Genomic DNA, 21705 nt, shown 5'->3' on the forward strand with positions numbered 1-21705 from the left:
TGGTCGGTGTCCTGGCTGCCGTGCGCGGGGCGCATCGGATTCAGGACTTAATTATTGTGGTCTTACCGGTATGTCCAGTGCGGGTGCAGTCTAGGCGCTGTTTTTTACGGATCGCAAGTGAAAAATGACGAATTGGCATGACCGGTCTGACCAGTTGAGCGACAAGTCCCATTCTTGAGCGATTCAAGCGTTTGAAAAAATCCGGGCGAAAAAAAACCGGCCAATCACTTGGCCGGTTTTTCATGCTGCGGTTTTACGTCGCAATCAAGCGCCGTACACCGGCAGTTTCTTGCAGATGGCTTTGACTTTCTCACGAACGGCGTCGATCACCGCTTCGTTGTTCAGGTCAGCCAGGATGTCGCAGATCCAGCCCGCCAGCTCTTTGCACTCAGCCTCTTTGAAGCCGCGAGTGGTCACGGCCGGAGTACCGAAGCGCAGGCCGGAGGTGACGAACGGGGAGCGTGGGTCGTTTGGCACGGAGTTCTTGTTCACGGTGATGAACGCTTTGCCCAGAGCGGCGTCGGCATCTTTACCGGAGATTTCCTGCTTGATCAGCGACAGCAGGAACAGGTGGTTTTGAGTGCCGCCGGAAACCACGTCGAAACCGCGCTCGATGAACACGCCGGCCATGGCCTGGGCGTTTTTCACCACTTGTTGCTGGTAAGCCTTGAACTCAGGCTGCAGTGCTTCCTTGAAGCAGATCGCTTTGGCGGCGATCACGTGCTCCAGCGGGCCACCCTGGGCGCCCGGGAATACGGCGGAGTTCAGCTTCTTCTCGATGTCGGCGTTGGCCTTGGCCAGGATCAGGCCACCCCGTGGACCGCGCAGGGTCTTGTGGGTGGTGGTGGTCACGACGTCAGCGAATGGAACCGGGTTCGGGTAGACGCCAGCGGCGACCAGACCGGCCACGTGAGCCATGTCGACGAACAGGTAGGCGCCAACCTTGTCAGCGATTTCGCGGAAGCGCGGGAAGTCGAGGATCTGCGAGTAGGCAGAGAAACCGGCCACGATCATTTTCGGCTTGTGTTCAACAGCCAGACGCTCGACTTCGTCGTAGTCGATCAGGCCGTTGGCGTCGATGCCGTACTGGACGGCGTTGTACAGCTTGCCGGAGGAGGAAACGCTGGCGCCGTGGGTCAGGTGACCGCCGTGAGCCAGGCTCATGCCCAGGATGGTGTCACCGGCCGACAGCAGGGCCAGGTAAACAGCGGCGTTGGCCTGGGAACCGGCATGCGGCTGAACGTTGGCGTAGTCGGCGCCGAACAGCTCTTTGGCGCGGTCGATGGCCAGCTGTTCAACAACGTCGACGTACTCGCAACCGCCGTAGTAGCGCTTGCCCGGATAGCCTTCGGCGTACTTGTTGGTCAAAACCGAGCCTTGAGCTTCCATCACCGCTGGGCTGGTGTAGTTCTCCGAAGCGATCAGCTCGATGTGTTCTTCCTGGCGCTGGGCTTCTTGCTCCATGGCGGCAAAAAGATCGGCGTCGTACTTGGCAATAGTCAAATCACGGCTGAACATGGCGGTCCTCAAGGATCGGGGGCAGAAAAGGGGGGCATTCTAACCCAACCGCTTTTAGAAGGGCTATGAAACACAATCAGGTTGTGGATAAGCGGGCTTCAAGCTGCGAGCCACAAGCGGCAAGTAAAAGCCGATTCGCTCTTGCTTGTCGCTCGCTACTTGGAGCTTGCAGCTTTCTTCATGTTTGATTGATCGGAGCTGTTATCTCCATCAATCAAACATGAAGAGCGCATCATTGCTGAACTGCGCCTCGAACCGGCCCGCCGGCATCGGCCGCCCGAACAGATAACCCTGGACCTCGTCGCAGCCGTGCTCGCGCAGGAAGTCCAGTTGTTCATGGGTTTCCACGCCCTCGGCGATCACCGCCAGATTCAGGCTGTGGGCCATGGCGATGATCGCTCGGGCGATTTGCGCGTCCTGCTCGCCGGACGGCAGGCCGTCGACGAAGGTGCGGTCGATCTTCAGCACGTCGATCGGGAATTGCTTGAGGTAGTTCAGCGATGAGTAACCGGTGCCGAAGTCGTCGACCGCAATGCTCAGGCCGAGATTTTTAAGGCCTGCAAGAATCTGCATCGCCTCGCTGACTTCGCGCATCAGGATACTTTCGGTCAGCTCCAGCTCCAGGCAGGCCGGCGGCAGGCCGGTTTCCTTGAGGATGGTGGCGATCCGCGTGCCGAGCTGGCCGTCGGAGAACTGCCGCGCCGAGATGTTCACCGAGACTTTCGGCACGCGCACGCGGCTCTGGTGCCACGTTTTGAGCTGGCGACAGGCTTCGCTGATCACCCAGTCGCCGACGTCCACCACCAGCCCGAGTTCTTCGAGCACCGGAATGAAGTCCCCCGGCGGCACCAGTCCGCGACGTGGATGACGCCAGCGCAGCAGGGCTTCGGCGCCGGTCAGGCGTTTACCGTCGCCGCTGAACTGCGGCTGGTAATACAGCACGAATTCGTTCTGCTCCAGGGCGTGGCGCAGATCGCTTTCCAGTTCCAGACGCTCCAGCGCACTGGCGTTCATGTCGGCCTGATAGAACTGGAAGTTGTTCTTGCCGCGTTCTTTGGCGTGGTACATCGCGGTGTCGGCGTTCTTCATCAACTGGCTGAGTTCATTGCCGTCCTGCGGGCTCAGGGCGATGCCGATGCTGGCGGTGACGAAGAATTCGCGACCCTCCAGCACGAACGGCCGCACAAGGCTGGCGAGAATCTGCTCGGCCACGTGGATCGCCCGGTTCAGCGCCATCTCGCGGCTGGAGCGGTGTTGCAGCAACAGGGTGAATTCGTCGCCGCCCATCCGCGCCACGGTGTCGTCATCGTCGACGCAGGCCAGCAGCCGGGTGGCCATGTCCTTGAGCATGCGGTCGCCGGCGGCGTGGCCGAGGGAGTCGTTGATCGGTTTGAAACGGTCGAGGTCGAGGAACATCAGCACCACCCACGACTTCTGCCGTTCGGCCGATTGCAGCGCGGTGTGCAGACGATCCTGGAACAGCGTGCGGTTCGGCAGGTGGGTCAGGGCGTCGTAATAGGCGAGGCGGTGAATCCGCTGCTCGCTGGCCTTGCGCTCGCTGATGTCGCTGAAGAAGCACACGTAACTGGCCAGATCGCCCTCGTCGTCGAGCACGGCGGTGATGCCGACCCACGCCGGGTAGTGCTCGCCATTGCGACGCTTGAGCCAGACTTCGCCTTCCCAGGTGCTGTGCTGATGCAACTGCTTGAGCACGTAGCGCAGGTGCGCGTCCTGCTGTTCGTCGACGGTCAGCATGTTCGGCAACTGGTCGAGCACTTCGCTCACCGCGTAACCGCTGACCCGGCTGAACGCCTCGTTGGCCTGGACGATGTAACCGGCCGGGTCGGTGATCAGGATCGCCGAGGTCGAGTGCTCGAATACCGTGGCCGCCATGCGCAGGTCTTTCTCGGCGCGGCGCTGCTGGCTGATGTCACGACCGACCCCGAGCACGCCTTCGAACGCGCCATGTTCGTCCCACACCAGCACCAGACGCAGTTCGATCGGGATCTTGCGACCGTCGGCGCGCAGGCAGTCGAACAGGAACATCTGGGTCTGCACCTGGCTGCGCAAAGTCACCAGTTGCTCGGGTTTGCCCAGCGCTTTGCTGACCCGATCCATCAGGTGATAGATGCCGCTCAGTTGCTGCGGGTTGGCGATGGTCGATTGCCAGCCATTCTGGAAAATCCACTCGGCGTCATAGCCCAGCACCGCTTGCACCGACGGGCTGACGTAGTTCAGCGAGAGCTTGCTGTCGGTGGAGAAAATCACGTCGCTGATGCTTTCGGCGAGCATCCGGTAGCGTTGTTCACTGTCGCGCAACGATTCGCTGGCTTCGATCTGCTCGGTGATGTCCTTGGCCACGCCGATGATCCGCGTGACCTGATCGTGCTTGTCCCGGGCCAGCGCCTGTTCGCGAATGTCGAAGCGCCGCCACTTGCCGTCGCGGTGACGGAAACGCAACTGACATTGCAGCAACTGGCTGTAACCGGCATGACGCTGCATCTGCCGCGAGCGGTGGTAATAGTCGGCGTCTTCCGGGTGCAGAAGGATTTCCCAGAAGTACTCGCCCATCTGATGCAGTTCGGTGCGGTTGTAACCGAGGGTCTGGCCGAGGTGGTGGTTGCTGAAGATCATCCGCTGGCTGATCACGTCCTGCACGTACAGGTGATCCGGCACGGTGCGCACCACGTCCGACCAGAAACCTTCGCGCTCCAGCAGTGACAGTTCGATCAGTTTGCGGCTGGTGATGTCGTTGATGCTCAGGATCACGGCCTTGTAGTCGTGCTGCTCCTGAGGAAGGCGCAACACCAGCCACAGGTGTTGGTCGCGGCCGTTGATGTCCGGCAGCTTGATTTCCAGTTCCAGCTGTTTCTGCTGCTGGAGCACGGCGTCGAGGACCTGATTGCCGATGGCGCACTGACTGTGCGGCTGACCGTCGATCAATAATTGCCAGGCGTGGTCGCAGGAGTTGACGTTGAGCAGTTGCAACGCAACCTGGTTGACCTCGGTAACCCGCAGTTCCTGGAGCAATTGCTGGCGCTGCGCCGGCTGGTCGAGCCAGGCCTTGAGCTGGTCGCTGGTCTGGATCTGGGCCTTTTCGAACAGCTGCTTGAGCCCCGAAAGATCCAGCACGCACAACGCCACGCCGGTGCCTTCGAAAATATCCTGATAACGCCGACGCCCTTCATGTACCTGACGCTGACGGCGGCGCATGTTGAGCAGTGCGATAAACGGCAGCAGCGAGAGCGCCAGGCCCAACAGGCATTTACCAATGAACGCCGGCAGCAGTTGTTCGAGCACGTGCTGGCGGTCGAACAGGCCACGCAGTTGCCAGTCGCTGCTGCTCAGCGGCACGGTCAGCACGCTGTTGGCCAGATCGTCCGGGGTCAGGACGCTGGTGCTGCCGATGGGCATCGCTTCGTCGCGGCTGATGATCTGATGGTTGATGCGATTCTCCACCAGCCACAGAGGACGGATCCCGGTTTCGCCCTGTTGGGTCAGTGCTTTAAAGAATGTGGGTGTCAGCCGCAGCGCCCAGTAACCGCGAGTGCTGCCACTGGCCTGATGCAGCAGCAGATGCACCACCGAACCGTCTTCGTCGTTGCTGAAGTAATGCGCCTGGGCACGACTGCGGCGCACCAGATCGCTGAGGTAGTCAGCGTCGTGGCTGTCGGTGGCGCTGTCGCTGAGGATTTTTCCGGACGGACTGAGCAAGGCCAGGCTGCGCAGGTCCGGCAGGGATTTCTGAAGTTTGCGCAGGAGTGCCTGCTGTTCGTCGGTTGACTGTGGTTGTTCGACGATCGGTAGCAGATTGAGGGCAATCTGCGCGTTCAACGACATGTTCAGGCTGACCTGCGCGGCGAGGTCAGCGGTGTAATCGATGGTGTACTGACGCTGGTTTTTCTGGGTTTCGCGCAGTTGATCGAGCAGCTGCCAGAACAGCAACGCCAGCAGCAACAGCACCAGCGTCGCCAGCGCGCCTTTCAAGGTTCCGCGCAGGGACGAGCCGGGCGCCGGTTGGGTGCTGCTCACAGAAGCTGGCGGAGTGACATTGGACAAGCTGTAATCCTGCGGTCTGGCTGGACTGGCGCGACGTGCACTATAAGCCGGACGCCCAAGAGGCGGCTAGCATGCCTTGAGTTGTGGCGAAGTGCCAGCCCCGCTCGGCTGGACTGCCTTCCGTCATTCAGGTAGCTTTGCCGGTTACGCGGGAGCGTTCCAGCTCCTAGACTTTCCGCGCGCACGCATTGATATCTTCCAGTGAACGACGCGCACGGTCTGGCCGGGCATTGCCTGTGTCCCAATCATTCATCAGTCACTGACCCAAGGTTCTCCATGGCTCAATACGTCTTCACCATGCATCGGCTGGGCAAAGTTGTTCCGCCGAAGCGGGAAATCCTGAAAAACATTTCTCTGTCTTTCTTCCCCGGCGCCAAGATCGGCGTACTCGGCCTCAACGGTTCGGGTAAATCCACTCTGCTGAAAATCATGGCCGGCGTCGACACCGAGTTCGAAGGCGAAGCGCGCCCGATGCCGGACCTGAACATCGGTTACCTGCCGCAAGAGCCACAGCTGGATCCGACCAAGACCGTGCGCGAAGTGGTCGAGGAAGCGGTCAGCGTGATCAAGGATGCGCAAGCGCGTCTGGACGAGGTCTACGCCGCTTACGCCGACCCTGACGCCGACTTCGACAAGCTGGCCGCCGAACAGGCCAAGCTCGAAGCGATCCTGCAGGCAAGCGATGGCCACAACCTGGAGCGCCAGCTGGAAGTAGCCGCCGATGCATTGCGTCTGCCAGCCTGGGACGCCAGGGTCGAGCACCTGTCCGGTGGTGAAAAACGTCGTGTGGCCCTGTGCCGTCTGCTGCTGTCCGCTCCGGACATGCTGCTGCTCGACGAACCGACCAACCACCTGGACGCCGACTCCGTTGCGTGGCTCGAACACTTCCTGCACGACTTCCCGGGCACTGTGGTAGCGATCACGCACGACCGTTACTTCCTGGACAACGTCGCCGGCTGGATTCTGGAACTCGACCGCGGCGCGGGCATTCCTTACGAGGGCAACTACTCGGGTTGGCTGGAAGCCAAGTCCGATCGTCTGGCCCAGGAATCCAAGCAGCAATCGGCTCACGAAAAAGCCATGAAGGAAGAGCTGGAGTGGGTGCGCAAAGGCGCCAAGGCCCGCCAGTCGAAATCCAAGGCTCGTCTGCAACGCTTCGAAGAAATGCAGTCGCAGGAATTCCAGAAGCGTTCGGAAACCAACGAGATCTACATCCCGGCCGGTCCACGCCTGGGCGACAAGGTCATCGAATTCAAGAACGTCACCAAGGGCTACGGCGATCGCGTCCTGATCGACAACCTGTCGTTCTCCATGCCGAAGGGCGCCATCGTCGGCGTGATCGGCGGTAACGGTGCCGGTAAGTCGACCCTGTTCCGCATGCTGATGGGCAAGGAAACCCCGGACTCCGGCAGCATCGAGATCGGCGAAACCGTGCAACTGGCCTGCGTTGACCAGAGCCGTGAAGACCTGGACGGCAGCAAGACCGTGTTCCAGCAGATCTCCGACGGTTCCGACCAGATCCGCATCGGCAACTACGAGATCCCGTCGCGTACCTACGTCGGCCGCTTCAACTTCAAGGGCGGCGATCAGCAGAAGTTCGTCAAGGACCTGTCCGGTGGTGAGCGCGGTCGTCTGCACCTGGCGCTGACCCTGAAGGAGGGCGGCAACGTCCTGCTCCTCGACGAACCGTCCAACGACCTCGACGTTGAAACCCTGCGTTCCCTGGAAGAAGCCCTGCTGGACTTCCCGGGCGCCGCCATTGTGATCTCTCACGATCGGTGGTTCCTTGACCGCGTCGCGACCCATATCCTGGCGTACGAAGACGACTCGCAAGCGGTGTTCTTCGAAGGCAACTACACCGAGTACGAAGCCGACCGCAAAAAACGCCTCGGCGAAGCAGCGGCCCAGCCACACCGGGTACGCCACAAGAAACTGGCCTGATTTCAGGTTGGTTGCATGAAACAGCGGAGCCTTCGGGCTCCGCTTTTTTTTGCCTGCAATACTGCGCTGGCCTCATCGCTGGCAAGCCGGCTCCCACCATTTCTGCGGTGCTCAACCGTCCAGGGCAAGGCGCAAACTCTGTGGGAGCTGGCTTGCCAGCGATGGCGGATTAACAGTCGATGCAGGTCTGAAATTACAGCCTGTGTACTATTTGTTTTCATAAATGCGACATTTTGTTCTGTTGCTGTGTACATGTCGTTTGTTACAGTCCGGCTCAATCTCTTCCAACGACAATAAATCTGCCGAGACTTTTCCCATGATCGAATCCGTCGAATCCTTCCTTGCCCGTCTGAAAAAACGCGATCCGGATCAACCCGAATTCCACCAGGCCGTCGAAGAAGTCCTGCGCAGCCTGTGGCCGTTTCTCGAAGCCAATCCGCACTATCTGACCTCGGGGATTCTGGAGCGCATCTGCGAGCCGGAGCGGGCGGTGGTGTTCCGGGTGTCGTGGGTCGACGATCAGGGCAAGGTCCAGGTCAATCGCGGTTTCCGCATCCAGATGAACAGCGCCATCGGCCCCTACAAGGGCGGTTTGCGCTTCCACCCTTCGGTGAATCTGGGAGTGCTGAAATTCCTCGCCTTCGAACAGACCTTCAAGAATTCCCTGACCTCGCTGCCCATGGGCGGCGGCAAGGGTGGCTCGGACTTCGATCCGAAGGGCAAGAGTGACGCCGAAGTCATGCGTTTCTGCCAGGCGTTCATGAGCGAGCTTTACCGCCACATCGGTGCCGACGTGGACGTGCCGGCCGGTGATATCGGTGTCGGCGCACGGGAGATCGGTTTCCTGTTCGGCCAGTACAAACGCCTGAGCAACCAGTTCACCAGCGTGCTGACCGGCAAGGGCATGACCTACGGCGGCAGCCTGATTCGCCCCGAAGCCACCGGTTTCGGTTGCGTGTACTTCGCCGAGGAAATGCTCAAGCGCCGTGAGCAGACCGTCGAAGGCAAATGCGTGGCGATCTCCGGTTCCGGCAACGTTGCGCAGTACGCAGCCCGAAAGGTGATGGACCTGGGCGGCAAGGTGATTTCCCTCTCCGACTCCGAAGGCACGTTGTATTGCGAGGCGGGCCTGAGCGAAGAGCAATGGCTGGCGCTGCTGGAACTGAAGAACGTCAAGCGCGGGCGGATCAGCGAGTTGGCGACGGCGTTCGGTCTGGAGTTCCGCGCCGGTCAGTTGCCATGGTCGTTGCCGTGCGACATCGCGCTGCCATGCGCGACCCAGAACGAACTTGACGCGGAATCCGCCCGCACCTTGCTGCGCAACGGCTGCGTCTGCGTGGCCGAAGGCGCGAACATGCCGACCACCCTTGAGGCTGTGGATATCTTTATCGAAGCGGGCATTCTGTTTGCGCCGGGCAAGGCCTCGAATGCCGGCGGCGTGGCGGTGAGTGGGCTGGAGATGTCGCAGAACGCCATGCGCCTGCTGTGGACCGGGGGCGAAGTGGACAGCAAGTTGCACGGGATCATGCAGTCGATCCACCACGCCTGCGTGCACTACGGCGAGGAAAACGGCCGGATCAACTACGTCAAAGGCGCGAACATTGCCGGCTTCGTCAAAGTCGCCGACGCGATGCTTGCCCAAGGCGTGGTTTAAGCAACGGGGCTCAAGAGCGCTCGATGCGGATCACTTCAATCAGCTGATCGCCGGCCGGACGCTGCCACAGCACTTCATCGTTGAGCCGTGCGCCAAGCAGCGCACGGCCCAGCGGTGAGGCCCAGTTGATCAGGCCGTTGGCGGCATCGGCCTGATCCTCGCCGACCAGTTGCACCCGACGCTCGGTGTCGTGTTCGTCGGCGTAGGTCACCCAACTGCCGATCTGCACCTTGTCGTTCGAGGTCGGGGCCGGTGCGACCTGAGCGCTGGCGACCCGTTGATTGAAATAACGCAAATCCCGTTCGAGATCGGCCAGCCGTTGCTTGTCGGCCTGTTCGCCCTTGGCGGACTGTTCGGCATGCAGGGTTTGCAGTCCGGCGAGTTTCGTCTGCAACTGGGCAAGCCCTTGCGGCGTGACGTAGTTGGGCTGGGTACTGACCTGCCGTTCGACCGGCTGATCGGCTTGCGCAGCGGCGTTGTCTTCGTTGACGAAAGCGCGACTCATGGTGGGCTCCTGTTATAGCCGTTGGGTCATGGTCGCAGGCAAAAGGTTTCGCTGGATGTCTGGAAGCGACCTACTGCGAACGATAAGCCCGCGCTGCGCCCTGATCCTTCTCCTGCTGCCAGGCGCGCTCGCGTTCGTCCCAGTGGTCGTTGCGATACTGTTCGCGATCCTTGTTTTCCAGCATCGCCTGACACTGCCGGAAACCATCGCTCCAGCCTTCGGCGTATTGCTTGTCCTTGAGATAACGCGGCACGTTCTTGCGAAACTCGCCGCTGATCGAGCCGGCGGCCTGACGACCGCTGATGCACCCGTCATCGAAACCGTCAGCGAACGCCGGTGGATAACCCTTGGCAATCAGGTCTTCGTGGGTGCTCTGACAGCCACTCAGCACCAGCAACACGCCCGCAAAACACACACACCGCCACATCACACTCTCCCGGGCCGTCATACGGCTGATAGGGAAAGTGTAGAAGGTGATTCATCGGGCTTTGGTGAAAGGCCTGTCAGTAATTCGTTAACCAGTGGAGAGCCCGCTCCCACAGGTTCATGGATATGTTCGGGATCAGTAGTGATACCACTTCATTTCCAGCATCACCTCGGTCTCCGGCGTTGCCAGATGGCTGAACTCGCGCTGGGCGCTCAGGCGCAAGCCGAGGTTGCGCGACAGTTCCCACTGCTGGTTCAGACTCAGGCTACGGCGCACTTCACCATTGAAGAAGTAATCGCCTTTGGCCTCAAGGCTGAGATTGCCCAATGGGTTTTTCCACAACACGCCGGTATTGAAACCGCCTGCGGGGGAAACGAACTCGGCGAAATCATTGTTGTGTTCAACGCGCACCGTGCCGAGGGCGAACCCCAGCACATCGTCACCCAGCGCCCAGGTCCCGCCACCGCCACCGTTGACGTGGCTGACCAACGTCTCGTCATCATGCTTGCCCGGCACCCGTTCAAGACCACCGGTGACTTGCCACGACAGCGGCTGCAACAGCGCATTGCGCGGCGTCAGCGAGCGGATGGTCGCCAGATCCAGTTGTTGGAATTGCCAGTGATTGCCTTCGTACTGACGCAGCTTCATTTGCAGGATTTCGATCTGTGCGCCGAGGGGGAAACTCTCGGCATTGTCGTTGAGGTCGTGATAGGCCATGCGCAAGCCGTACTCGCCGAACGCTCGGTCACCGCGGGTGCCGAGACCGGCCTGCCAGGTGCGCGATTCGTGTCCGTCTTCGGGCAGGCCCGGTTGTGGAATCTGCAGCTCCGGCGCCGGGTTCTTGTTGATCGCCCGCAGCAGTTCGAAACTGCGCTGGGCGCGCTGTGGATCCCGTTCCTGGCCGTTGGCGCGGTAGCGCTCCAGCCGATACGCCGCGTCAACAATCAGCGCCTGGCGATCCCGAGGCAGGGCCTTGAAGGCCGGGTCCTGAAGTTGCTGTTGATCGGCGCTGACCTTCAGCACCCAGTCCTGTTCTTCGCCGCTCAGGGGCTCGGCGCGGCTGAGCAGTTCGCGCTCGCGGGACGGGCGGTATTCGATGTGCTCGACCAGACCGGCTTCCTTCACCGCTTTGACGGTGTCGGTGGGGATCGCCGTCAGCGGGAATTGCTCGGTCAGGCGCAGGCTCGGACGGGCGACCTGCAACAGTTCGAGCAGGCGATAGGAGCAGTTTTCATCGAAGAAGAAGTAGTCGAACTGGATCTGCTTCAACTCCCACACATGCTCGACCATCCGCGCGGTTTCGGCTTGCGTCAGATTGAGCCGGTATTCCCACAGGTCGCGGTTTTCCAGGCTGCGGTATTCCGAGAGCTTTTCCTGATAGGGCACTAGCGCGAACAGCCCCGGATAGCCACCCATCAGGCCTTTCCAGGCGTAAAGAATGCTGTTGTCCGAGCCTTCGATGTAGGCGCCGAAGTTGATCGCGTAACTGAGCAACGAAGTCTTGTCGCTTTGCACGTCGGCCTGGTCGATGCGCAGCAGGGTATGGCCGAACATCGACGACGGGCTGTTGAGGTAGGCCGCCGGGAAAATCATCACTGCGCTGTGGGGAGAGACGTCCTTGAACCATTTCTTGAATTCGGCGCAGTCCGGCGTCGGCAGGTCGGTCAGGTTCAGTTGATCTTTCAGCCAGCGGGTGCGTGCCGGATAGACGCACTGGGCGTGTTGCTCACCGAGACTGGCGGGGGCGTACAGCGCTTGCACGGTGGCGGCCAGTTCATGGTCGGGGTGTTCGTTGCCGTCGGAGGCGAGGAAGAATTTTTTGTCGCTGACATAGCTGCGCCAGCCACCGAGCTTGGCGGTTTCGTAATGACCGAGGGAAATCCAGAAGCGGTCGTTGGCCAGTTGCTGCAAACGTTGAGGGTCGATGTGGGGCGCGGCGGACAGCGGGGCGCAGACACACAGCGCCAGCCAGGCAAGGCGTTTGAGCATAAATGGCAACTTAAGTCGAAAGAAACAAAGACCCAAGGAGGGCGGGCCGAAAAAATAAAACCCGCTTCCCGAAGGAAGCGGGTGGGTCGAGCTTAAGCCTGAGTCGCGTACTTGGCCAGACGTGGGTCTGCCTTCAGAACGGCCAGGGTGTTGGTATGCACGTCTTCGGCGGTCACGTCAGCCTTGCTGAAGATCTGCTGGAAGTGCTCGTGAGTGACGGCGGCGAAGTGCGCACGATCTTCCGGCGCCACGCCCAGTACCACGGCATAGGTCGTCAGCGCTTCGCCGTTGCCTTTTGCCATGTCTTCGGACAGCTCGTTCATCATGCCATTCATGGCAAACCAGGATTTGCCGCCATAGGTCAGCGACGCGTTGGTGGAGCAACCGTTGGTGCCCGACGTCATGCCGAACGTGGCGTTGCCGGAGGTGCCGTTGGTGGTGGATGCCAGGAAGTGAGCCGGGGTGCCACGCTGACCTTCGAACAGCATGTTGCCCCAACCGCAATCCGGACCGCCTGGCGCCTGAGCCATGGCGTTGATGGAAACAGCGGTGAAGAGAGTACCGAGAAGAATCCGTTTCATAGCTTTGTTCTCTTTATGTGCATACCAATGGACAGGGTTCTGGCCCCCCAAGCTCTGTACGAAACAGATCCAAACGAAGCCAGTGGGCCGGTATTAGTTCCAGCCGCGCAGTTTGGAGTTTAGGCACGTTCCGAGGGTTCCGTGAGTTTTTGCACAATATTTGGAATAAACCCCGGTTTCACGGGGCGGGGCCGCGTGCAGGGCGGTTGTCTATGCTTTGTCGTGTGGCGCGCCTTGCCAGTGGGGCTCGGGCAGCGCCAGAATGCCGCTATCTGCCCCGCCTGATTGTTAAGGAAGCCCGATGCCTGATCCTGTTGCTGCCAGCTTGCGTCTAGCGCCCGAAGCGCTGACCCGTCCGTTTTCCGCTGAACAGTTCAGCTTCACTACCACCAATGATCTGGAGCCCTTTCGCGGTGTGCTTGGCCAGGAACGTGCGGTCGAAGCCTTGCAGTTCGGTGTGGCCATGCCACGCCCCGGTTACAACGTGTTCGTCATGGGCGAGCCCGGCACCGGCCGTTTCTCGTTCGTCAAACGTTACCTGAAGGCCGAAGGCAAACGCCTGCAGACCCCGGCGGACTGGGTCTACGTCAACAATTTCGATGAGCCGCGCGAGCCCCGTGCCCTGGAACTGCCATCGGGCACTGCCGGTGCTTTTATCGGCGATATCAACGGCCTGATCGACAATCTGCTGGCGACCTTTCCTGCGGTGTTCGAACACCCGTCCTACCAGCAGAAAAAGAGCGCCATCGACCGCGCCTTCAACCAGCGCTACGACAAGGCGCTGGATGTCATCGAACGTCTGGCTTTGGAAAAAGACGTCGCCCTGTATCGCGACAGCAGCAACATTGCCTTCACCCCGATGCTCGAAGGCAAGGCGCTGGACGAAGCTGAATTCGCTCAATTGCCGGAAGCCGAGCGCGAACGCTTTCACGACGATATTTCCGCTCTCGAAGAACGCCTGAACGAAGAGCTCGCCAGCCTGCCGCAATGGAAGCGTGAGTCGAGCAACCAGCTGCGTCAGCTCAACGAAGAAACCATCACCCTGGCCTTGCAGCCCTTGCTCGCACCACTGTCGGAAAAGTACGCGGAAAACGCGGCCGTCTGCGGCTACCTGCAAGCGATGCAGGTCTATCTGCTGAAAACCGTGGTCGAGCAACTGGTCGATGACAGCAAGACCGACGCCGTCGCGCGCAAGCTGCTGGAAGAGCAATACGCCCCGAGCCTGGTGGTCGGCCATCCGGCCAGCGGCGGTGCGCCGGTGGTGTTCGAGCCGCATCCGACCTACGAAAACCTGTTCGGCCGCATCGAGTACACCACCGATCAAGGCGCGCTCTACACCACCTATCGCCAGCTGCGTCCGGGTGCACTGCACCGCGCCAATGGCGGTTTCCTGATCCTGGAAGCGGAAAAAATGCTCGGTGAGCCGTTCGTGTGGGATGCGCTCAAGCGCGCCCTGCAATCGCGCAAGCTGAAGATGGAATCGCCGCTGGGCGAGATGGGCCGTTTCGCCACCATGACGCTCAACCCGCAGCACATTCCGCTGCAGGTCAAAGTGATCATCATCGGTGCCCGTCAGCTGTATTACACGCTGCAGGACCTCGATCCGGACTTCCAGGAGATGTTTCGCGTTCTGGTGGACTTCGACGAAGACATCCCGATGGTCGACGAAAGTCTGGAGCAATTCGCCCAGTTGCTGAAAACCCGCACCTCCGAAGAGGGCATGGCGCCATTGACCGCCGATGCGGTGGCGCGCCTGGCGACCTACAGTGCGCGTCTGGCCGAGCACCAGGGACGTTTGTCGGCGCGCATCGGCGATCTGTTCCAGCTGGTCAGCGAGGCGGATTTCATCCGGCATCTGGCCAACGATGAAATGACCGACGCCGGCCACATCGAGCGTGCGCTCAAGGCCAAGGCCACTCGCACCGGTCGGGTGTCGGCGCGGATTCTCGACGACATGCTGGCGGGGATCATCCTGATCGATACCGACGGTGCAGCGGTCGGCAAGTGCAACGGGCTGACCGTGCTCGAAGTCGGCGACTCGGCATTCGGTGTGCCGGCGCGGATTTCCGCCACGGTGTACCCGGGCGGCAGCGGCATCGTCGACATCGAACGTGAGGTCAACCTCGGCCAGCCGATCCACTCCAAGGGCGTGATGATCCTCACCGGGTATCTGGGCAGCCGTTACGCCCAGGAATTCCCGCTGGCGATTTCCGCGAGCATCGCGCTGGAGCAATCCTACGGCTACGTCGATGGCGACAGTGCCTCGCTGGGCGAGGCGTGCACGCTGATTTCGGCGTTGTCGAAAACCCCGCTCAAGCAATGCTTCGCGATTACCGGCTCGATCAACCAGTTCGGTGAAGTGCAGGCGGTGGGCGGGGTCAACGAGAAGATCGAAGGCTTCTTCCGCCTCTGCGAAGCGCGCGGGCTGACGGGCGAGCAGGGCGCGATCATTCCGCAGGCCAACGTCGCCACCTTGATGCTCGATGAGAAGGTGCTGGCGGCGGTGCGTGCCGGGCAGTTCCACGTTTACGCGGTGCGTCAGGCCGACGAAGCATTGAGCCTGCTGGTAGGCGAGCCGGCGGGTGAGCCGAACGAACAGGGCGAATTCCCGGAAGGCAGCGTCAACGCGCGGGTGGTGGAGCGTCTGCGGGTGATTGCCGAGATGATCAGCGAAGAGGATCTGAAGGAGGCCGAGAAGGAACTGGCGCAGGAGGCGCTGGCCGAGGCCAAACCGGCGTAAGTCAGGCGGCAGTTAAAACGGGAGCCTTGTGCTCCCGTTTTGTTTTGTCGCGAACGTCGGCAAAAGTGCCATCACTCTGGCGTCAATATTCACACAATGACCATTCGGCGCCTTCTGGTTCTGTGCGGCTTGCGCGCCGGACTTTTCCTCTATTCTCTGTTCAAGGACATCGACAGTATCACTGGATCGAAACAGCTCTTCAGCAAGGGCTGAACACCGGCTTTACCGAGGGTCGCCGCCATGTCGCGCAACCTCTGCCTCACCCGTCAATGCCTGGGTCTTGTGACCCGTATCGAATGCGCCATCAAGCCGTTGGCCGGCGATAACGGCATGTGGACGTTGCTCTTCGCCGCCGGCATGGCCGGTGAACAACCTTCTGCCATCAAAGCCCAGGGCCCGTTTCACGGACCGATCGCCGCCGAATCGATTCTCGACACCATCGTTGAAAGCCTGACGATGCACGGCTATGAACTGGCCAATGATCCACAGATCTGGTCGCTGCATCTGCAGGCGCAGTTGCGGCAGATCAACGGTGGACGCGGACGCAGTATCGGCACTTTCGATCACTAGAGTGCCGATCATCAGCGCCGATCAGGGTGCAGCGCCCTGGGTCTGCGCCTTGTCGAGTTTGACCTCAAAGCCGTATTGCACGGTGGCGAGGTCGGTTCGCTGGTAGGTCTCCACGTGCGTCGGACGGCCATAGAAATAATGCACGCCGAATAACGCCGGCCCTTCCGCGCTCGCGTCGTGGCTGACCGACAGAATCTGCTTCAGATAATTGCCGCTGTCGTCCTTGACGAAGAAGCGCCATTCGTTGGCCGGGTATCGCTTCAAATCCACCACCAGGGCGTTGTTTCTGATGTCCAGACCTTTAGGCAGGGCCTTGGCTTCATAAGCCTGTTTGTCCACCGTAGCCAGGAACAACGGCATCGAGCCGACGGCAATCGCCGGGGTTTCCGGGAACAGGTTCAGGTCGTAGGTGATGGTCGCCTGGAGCGGATCGACCTGATACGCCTCGGGTGGCAGTTCGATGGGCTCGTCGAGTTTGCCGTTGTGTTTTTCAGTGAAGAACGTCACTGGACTTTCGCCGGGGCTGAAGTCGTCGCCGAGCATTTCATCGTTGAAGGTTTTGCGGTGGTCGAACTCGATACGCGCGGCGCTCGGTTCTTCAACCGACTGGCGGATATGAACGCCGCTTTTGAGCTGTTCTTCAGTCAGTGATGCGCCTTTGAGCCATTCGGGTGCCTGATCGTCGTAGACGGTGATCGGCAGATCGAGCGGCTGCACGGCTTTTTCCGTGGTATGCGGATCGAATTCGCGCACCGGCAGGTCCAGCGCCTTGCGGGTGACGGTCGCTTCGGAAAAATCCAGCAGGCTGACTTCGAGGCTGTCGATCGGGCCGTTGAAGTACACCTTGTTGTAGTGGTGCGGGTGCTGCTGCTCAAAGGCCTGCTGCTGATCGTCCAACTGCTTTTCCAGCGCCTCGCTCCAGCTCTTTTGTTGTTGCAGGTACGCCAGTTGCTTTTGATAGAACGCCACCTGCTCGGGGTTTTCGTTGATGGCGCCGGCGCGCACCAGAAACCGGCCCGTCGCGTCGCGGGCCTGGACGATCAACGGATTGAGCCGGGTATTGGCGACCTCCGGGGCGAGCGGCAGCTGGTTGCTGAATTCGAGTTCGGCGTAGTGCTTGTCCAGTTTCAGCAGGGTCACGCTGAGGTTGCCGTCGGAGCGGGTCTGGCCGACGTCCTTTTTGTCCAGGTTGAAACTGTGCAGGCGTTTCGGGGCGATGACTTCCACCTGGCCTTGCAGGCTGACCGGGCGCGGCAGGTTCTTCTTGTCGACATTCAGCCCTTCGATGAACGGGTAGGTGACGGTCAGGTCGTCGGGGTTGGTGACGTTGGAGCTGGACGGGCTCAGCTGAATGCCAGGATCGGTTTCCGACCACTCCGGTTGATAGGCGATCACCCGTTTGTTGCTCAGGGTGACCGAGTGCCACTCCACGCCATGGGGGAACAGAAAACCGCCGGGGATGTTGAGGTTGAAGGGAAACACCGGTTGCAGGTCGGTGAGGTAATCGGAGCTGGAATCCTTGTGCAACACGAACAGGCCATTGATGAAGGTGTCGACCAGTGCCTGGGGTGTGGGGTAATGCCTGAGCACGCCGAGGGCGTCTTCGCCGTATTCGGTGCGCGGTGGGTTGTTGTCGAGCTTCTGTTGCGCGCGTTCGAGCAACAGCAGCGAACCGCCGAGTTCGGTCACGGCATCCTTGAGTTTGGGGTCGGTGATGGCGTCCAGCGACTGCTCGAACTGTGCGGTCTTTTCTTCGAGACTGACCGGGTGTTTTTCATCGCCGGGCGAACACCCACCCAGCAACAGAGCGAAACAAATTCCGGCAGTCGTTATCGGCAATCGCACATCCATTTCCAGTCGTCCTGTCCACTGTCGCTGGGCTGTCAATGGTTTGGACACTAGCAGAAAAACTTTGACACACACACGCAGGTGGCGGATTTCCGGGCGGTTTCTGGCTGTCATGGGCGGCTGGTATACTCGCCGCCGATTTCAACCCTTCTTGTGTGAGAGTCAATGGAACGCTTTATCGAAAATGCAATGTACGCCACGCGCTGGCTGCTGGCGCCGATCTACATCGGGCTGTCCCTGGGGCTGCTGGCGCTGGCATTGAAATTCTTCCAGGAAGTGTTTCATGTCATTCCCAATGTCTTCTCCATGGCCGAGTCCGAGTTGATTCTGGTGCTGCTGTCGCTGATCGACATGGCGCTGGTCGGTGGCTTGCTGGTGATGGTGATGATTTCCGGCTACGAGAACTTCGTGTCCGAGCTGAACATCGATGAAGGCAAGGAAAAGCTCAGCTGGCTGGGCACCATGGATTCCTCGTCGCTGAAGATGAAAGTGGCGGCGTCGATCGTGGCGATCTCCTCGATCCACCTGCTGCGGATCTTCATGGATGCCAAGAATGTCGATCCCGAGCACCTGATGTGGTACGTGATCATCCACATGACCTTCGTGATTTCGGCGTTCGCCATGGGTTATCTGGACAAGCTCACCAAGCACTGATGCGCTGTCGAAGGCTGTAACAAAACCGCCCGTCTGTTGCGAAACAGACGGGCGGTGTCGTTTGTGGCTTGTACTTTGTTCGGCCGAGGCATATCCCTGTAGGTCTCAAGGCTTGCCACCGCGTGAGGTGCGTTCATGAACCTGCAAGAACTGAATGCGTTTGCCGTCGCCAGAAAGGTCGACGAACTGAACCTGATCTCCATGGAAGGCGGAATCTATCTGCTCGAAGCCCGGATGCATGGTGCGGCGTACCCGCTGAGCGATGCGCAGGGAAAAATGCTGACACTGCGTTCGGTCGAGCATGCCCGGGATGTGCTGCATAACTTTCCGGTGTTGCCGTTCAACCTGGTACACACCTCGGTGCACGATGAAATGTGCGGTCTTGGGGCCAGTGGCGAAGAAAGCCTGAAGGTGCCGCTGGCCTGGCGGTCCGCAATGTAGGCCCCGGGGCCTGATCATTGCCGGAACATCTGTGCTAGTCTGCTCGCCCTTTTGGTTCCGGGCGCGCCGGGACGCGCTGTGTACGCACGGCGTGTTCCGAGGCCGTCCGCACAGCGGAGCAGTGTCATGTCCGAAGTAAATCTGTCCACCGACGAAACCCGCGTCAGCTACGGTATCGGCCGTCAGCTGGGTGACCAGCTGCGCGACAACCCGCCACCGGGTGTCAGCCTGGACGCCATCCTGGCCGGTCTGACCGACGCATTCGCCGGCAAGGAAAGCCGTGTAAGCCAGGAAGCCATGTCCGCCAGCTTCAAGGTGATCCGCGAGATCATGCAGGCCGAAGCGGCTGCCAAGGCTGAAGCCGCTGCTGGCGAAGGTCTGGCATTCCTGGCTGAAAACGCCAAGAAAGAAGGCATCACGACTCTGGCTTCCGGCCTGCAGTTCGAAGTGCTGACTCAGGGTGAAGGCGCCAAGCCGTCCCGTGAAGACACCGTGCGTACTCACTACCACGGCACCCTGATCGACGGCACTGTGTTCGACAGCTCCTACGAGCGTGGCCAGCCGGCTGAATTCCCGGTTGGCGGCGTGATCGCCGGCTGGACCGAAGCCCTGCAACTGATGAATGCCGGCAGCAAATGGCGTCTGTACGTGCCGAGCGAACTGGCTTACGGCGCTCAAGGCGTTGGCAGCATCCCGCCGCACAGCGTTCTGGTGTTCGACGTCGAGCTGCTCGACGTTCTGTAATCCCGTTACCCTGCACAAGCGTGGCTTGTGCAGGGTTTCTCCGCCGTTTTCATACTTCGATCTTGTGGTGCAGTTCACTGGTCGGGCGCAAGGCCCGGGCATAGCAGAACAGGAACAGATTGCGCACCAGCTCCTTGAGCACCAATGGCTCGCTGGAACTCAGGCCGCTAACGTCCAGATCCCCCTGATCCTGCAACTCGTGCAGGGCTTCTTCTTCCAGTACGGCGCAGACTTCACCGGTTTCCCGATGCAGGATCCTGAGGTAGGGGTGCGGGCGATCCAGCCAGGCGTCGATCAAATAAGTCATGGGTCTCATCTCCATTGAAAGGGTTTCAATGAGAATAATTCTTATTCGTCAAATAGCAAGCGCCTATTGGCGGTTTGTGATTTTTTGCGGGTAAAGATTGCGTAAGGTCAAAACGGCTGGCGTTTGGCTATCGTGAGGATTGGCTGGGGATTGCGGGGTAGGGCGAAGCTCCATCCCACGGCGGGCGCGGGATGGAAGACAGCAGACTCAGACTTTTCTGACGAACTCGGATTTGAGTTTCATCGGGCCGATGCCGTCGATCTTGCAGTCAATGTCATGATCGCCATCGCACAGGCGGATGTTCTTGACCTTGGTGCCGACCTTGACCACCAGCGAGGTGCCCTTGACCTTCAGGTCCTTGATCACGGTGATGGTGTCGCCGTCCTGCAGGACGTTACCCACCGAATCTTTCTTCACGGCATCATCGGACGCCACTTCGGCTTCACCGCCGGCAGACCACTCGTGGGCGCACTCCGGGCACACCAGTTGGGTGCCGTCTTCGTAGGTGTATTCGGAATTGCATTTCGGGCAGGGTGGCAACGTGCTCACTAAAGCTCCTTGGAGAGGGGATCGCTAAAAGTCGCACATTGTATAGGGTTTTAACCGCTGATGGCAGGCAACAAAAAACCGCAGGCTCCAACGGAGGCTGCGGTTTTTTGATGACGCGATGCTGATCAGTGCGTGCGGGCGACCGCGAACTCGCTCAGCTCAACCAGTGCATCGCGGTATTCGCTGGCCGGCAGCGCGTCGAGGCACTTGATCGCGCGAGCCACGTAATCACGGGCCAGTTGCGCGGTGTATTCCAGCGAACCGGACGCTTCCACGGCGACGCGGATGCTTTCCAGGTCTTCGATCCCGCCTTTCTGGATCGCCTGGCGTACCAGTGCGGCTTGTTCCGGCGTGCCTTCGCGCATGGTGTAGATCAGCGGCAGGGTCGGCTTGCCTTCGGCCAGATCGTCACCGACGTTCTTGCCCAGGGTTTCGGCGTCGCCCTTGTAGTCGAGCAGGTCGTCGACCAGTTGGAACGCCACGCCCAGGTGATCGCCGAAGGTGCGCAGGGCTTCGCTCTGTTCGGCGGTGGCACCGGCCAGCGCCGCGGCGCTGTGGGTCGAAGCCTCGAACAGCATCGCGGTCTTGCCGCGGATGACTTCCATGTAGGTTTCTTCGGTGGTGCTGGCGTCGCGAACCTTGGACAGCTGCAGCACTTCGCCTTCGGCGATGATGCGCGTGGCCTGGGACAGGATCTTCATTACCGGCATCGAGCCCAGTTCGACCATCATCTCGAACGAGCGCGAGTACAGGAAATCGCCGACCAGCACGCTCGGGGCATTGCCCCACATGGCGTTGGCGGTCGAACGACCACGGCGCATGCCGGACATGTCGACCACGTCGTCATGCAGCAGGGTGGCGGTGTGCAGGAATTCGATGGTGGCAGCCAGCAGGCGCATGTCGTCGCCTTCGCGACCCAGGGCCTTGCCGCACAGCAGCACCAATAAAGGACGCAGGCGTTTGCCGCCGGCCGACGTGATGTAATCGCCGATTTTCGATACCAGCGGCACTCGGGAAGTCAGCTGCTTCTTGATGATGCCGTCGACGGCGCTAAAATCGTCCGCCACCGCGCGGTAGAAAGCTTGGGGTTGCATCAGCGACAGGTGCTCCAGAAGGGTTGCGCGGCATGCTAGGACCCGCGTCCGGGCCTGTCAAGGCGCGATGGACGGCCCCTTGCA

17 protein-coding genes are annotated in these 21705 nt (G+C 60.5%); 7 read left to right on the forward strand and 10 right to left on the reverse strand.

The features are described from left to right. Positions 1–264: 264 nt before the first annotated feature. Together glyA and QLG12_RS08185 are read right to left on the reverse strand one after the other, a co-directional pair. Complete coding sequence (gene glyA, locus QLG12_RS08180) at positions 265–1518, reverse strand: serine hydroxymethyltransferase (protein WP_282474296.1); 1254 nt, start codon at positions 1516–1518, stop codon at positions 265–267. A 210-nt stretch (positions 1519–1728) separates the two neighbouring features. Then, positions 1729–5577 carry a bifunctional diguanylate cyclase/phosphodiesterase gene (locus QLG12_RS08185; RefSeq protein ID WP_197870564.1) on the reverse strand — a complete coding sequence of 1283 codons (3849 nt, stop codon included), beginning with the start codon at positions 5575–5577 and terminating at the stop codon, positions 1729–1731. A 276-nt stretch (positions 5578–5853) separates the two neighbouring features. Here QLG12_RS08185 and ettA point away from each other — a divergent pair, with 276 nt between their 5' ends. Continuing rightward, complete coding sequence (ettA, locus tag QLG12_RS08190) at positions 5854–7518, forward strand: energy-dependent translational throttle protein EttA (RefSeq protein WP_011336021.1); 1665 nt, start codon at positions 5854–5856, stop codon at positions 7516–7518. Between the two features lie 316 nt (positions 7519–7834). After that, complete coding sequence (gene gdhA / locus QLG12_RS08195; protein ID WP_282474297.1) at positions 7835–9172, forward strand: NADP-specific glutamate dehydrogenase; 1338 nt, start codon at positions 7835–7837, stop codon at positions 9170–9172. A gap of 10 nt (positions 9173–9182) precedes the next feature. On the opposite strand, the gene QLG12_RS08200 is transcribed toward gdhA, so the two are convergent. The 4 genes from QLG12_RS08200 to QLG12_RS08215 all read right to left on the reverse strand — a co-directional run bounded on the left by QLG12_RS08200 (position 9183) and on the right by QLG12_RS08215 (position 12674). Continuing rightward, the gene (locus tag QLG12_RS08200; protein WP_282474298.1) at positions 9183–9677 is read right to left on the reverse strand and encodes a GreA/GreB family elongation factor; all 495 of its coding nucleotides are present in this window, start codon (positions 9675–9677) and stop codon (positions 9183–9185) included. 70 nt (positions 9678–9747) lie between these two features. Further along, positions 9748–10104, reverse strand: a complete 357-nt coding sequence (locus QLG12_RS08205; RefSeq protein ID WP_197870570.1) for a hypothetical protein — start codon at positions 10102–10104, stop codon at positions 9748–9750. A gap of 135 nt (positions 10105–10239) precedes the next feature. Beyond that, positions 10240–12093 carry a DUF4105 domain-containing protein gene (locus QLG12_RS08210; RefSeq protein WP_282474299.1) on the reverse strand — a complete coding sequence of 618 codons (1854 nt, stop codon included), beginning with the start codon at positions 12091–12093 and terminating at the stop codon, positions 10240–10242. A gap of 92 nt (positions 12094–12185) precedes the next feature. After that, positions 12186–12674, reverse strand: a complete 489-nt coding sequence (locus QLG12_RS08215; protein WP_007950971.1) for a DUF3015 domain-containing protein — start codon at positions 12672–12674, stop codon at positions 12186–12188. A gap of 301 nt (positions 12675–12975) precedes the next feature. Here QLG12_RS08215 and QLG12_RS08220 point away from each other — a divergent pair, with 301 nt between their 5' ends. Then, entirely contained in the window at positions 12976–15414 is a 2439-nt protein-coding gene (locus QLG12_RS08220) for an ATP-binding protein (RefSeq protein ID WP_011336016.1), read from the forward strand. A gap of 240 nt (positions 15415–15654) precedes the next feature. Beyond that, positions 15655–15984: a hypothetical protein gene (locus QLG12_RS08225; RefSeq protein ID WP_007950969.1), complete on the forward strand. Its 330-nt coding sequence runs from the start codon at positions 15655–15657 to the stop codon at positions 15982–15984. Positions 15985–16005: 21 nt separating this feature from the next. Here the strand turns inward: QLG12_RS08225 and QLG12_RS08230 are convergent, their stop codons facing one another. After that, positions 16006–17835, reverse strand: coding sequence for a hypothetical protein (locus QLG12_RS08230; RefSeq protein ID WP_197870574.1), 1830 nt, complete (start codon positions 17833–17835; stop codon positions 16006–16008). A gap of 162 nt (positions 17836–17997) precedes the next feature. Between QLG12_RS08230 and QLG12_RS08235 the strand changes: the two genes are divergently transcribed. From QLG12_RS08235 to QLG12_RS08245, 3 genes are all read left to right on the forward strand, one after another. After that, positions 17998–18486, forward strand: a complete 489-nt coding sequence (locus QLG12_RS08235; RefSeq protein WP_007950967.1) for a TIGR00645 family protein — start codon at positions 17998–18000, stop codon at positions 18484–18486. Positions 18487–18621: 135 nt separating this feature from the next. Next, complete coding sequence (locus QLG12_RS08240) at positions 18622–18927, forward strand: DUF6482 family protein (RefSeq protein WP_282474300.1); 306 nt, start codon at positions 18622–18624, stop codon at positions 18925–18927. A gap of 126 nt (positions 18928–19053) precedes the next feature. Further along, positions 19054–19671, forward strand: coding sequence for an FKBP-type peptidyl-prolyl cis-trans isomerase (locus QLG12_RS08245; RefSeq protein WP_007950965.1), 618 nt, complete (start codon positions 19054–19056; stop codon positions 19669–19671). 49 nt (positions 19672–19720) lie between these two features. Here the strand turns inward: QLG12_RS08245 and QLG12_RS08250 are convergent, their stop codons facing one another. The 3 genes from QLG12_RS08250 to QLG12_RS08260 form a co-directional block, all read right to left on the reverse strand. Beyond that, positions 19721–19978, reverse strand: a complete 258-nt coding sequence (locus QLG12_RS08250) for a hypothetical protein (protein ID WP_039771721.1) — start codon at positions 19976–19978, stop codon at positions 19721–19723. Between the two features lie 207 nt (positions 19979–20185). Then, positions 20186–20527: a zinc ribbon domain-containing protein YjdM gene (locus QLG12_RS08255; protein ID WP_007950963.1), complete on the reverse strand. Its 342-nt coding sequence runs from the start codon at positions 20525–20527 to the stop codon at positions 20186–20188. A gap of 125 nt (positions 20528–20652) precedes the next feature. Continuing rightward, positions 20653–21621, reverse strand: coding sequence for a polyprenyl synthetase family protein (locus tag QLG12_RS08260; protein ID WP_123535374.1), 969 nt, complete (start codon positions 21619–21621; stop codon positions 20653–20655). Between the last annotated feature and the right edge of the window lie 84 nt (positions 21622–21705).

The organism is Pseudomonas sp. V88_4, assembly GCF_029967985.1.
Taxonomy (GTDB): Bacteria; Pseudomonadota; Gammaproteobacteria; order Pseudomonadales; family Pseudomonadaceae; genus Aquipseudomonas; species Aquipseudomonas glycinae.